This is a genomic window from Acetobacter okinawensis, from assembly GCF_002153655.1.
GTDB lineage: Bacteria > Pseudomonadota > Alphaproteobacteria > Acetobacterales > Acetobacteraceae > Acetobacter > Acetobacter okinawensis_A.
In genome coordinates, this window is the sequence record NZ_JOPJ01000049.1 from 1 (window position 1) to 284 (window position 284).

The following is a 284-nucleotide window of genomic DNA, read 5'->3' on the forward strand; positions in this document are numbered from 1 at the left end:
CTGAAAGGCAACTCGGATCTGTCACTGGATGACAGCCGCACGGTTGTGCAGACCATTGTATCCGTGCCGACCGTGGACAGCAGCCAGATTGACCGGCTGACATCCGATGCCCGCAACCTTGCCGCTGTTATGGGCGATACTGTTCCAGCAGCAGCCAAAACCATGGCAGAGGCCATCAAAGACCCGGCCAAAGCAGCGCAGGACTTTGGCCAGAACGGTATGCCGGGGTTCAATGCCGGGTTCGTTCTTATGGTCCAGCACATGCAGCAGGCCGGGAATGAGGC

1 protein-coding gene is annotated in these 284 nt (G+C 58.8%); it reads left to right on the forward strand.

Features of this window, described 5'->3' with window-relative positions:
* Positions 1-284: phage tail length tape measure family protein (locus HK26_RS11805; protein ID WP_143296358.1), on the forward strand; the 284-nt coding region annotated here is incomplete at both ends.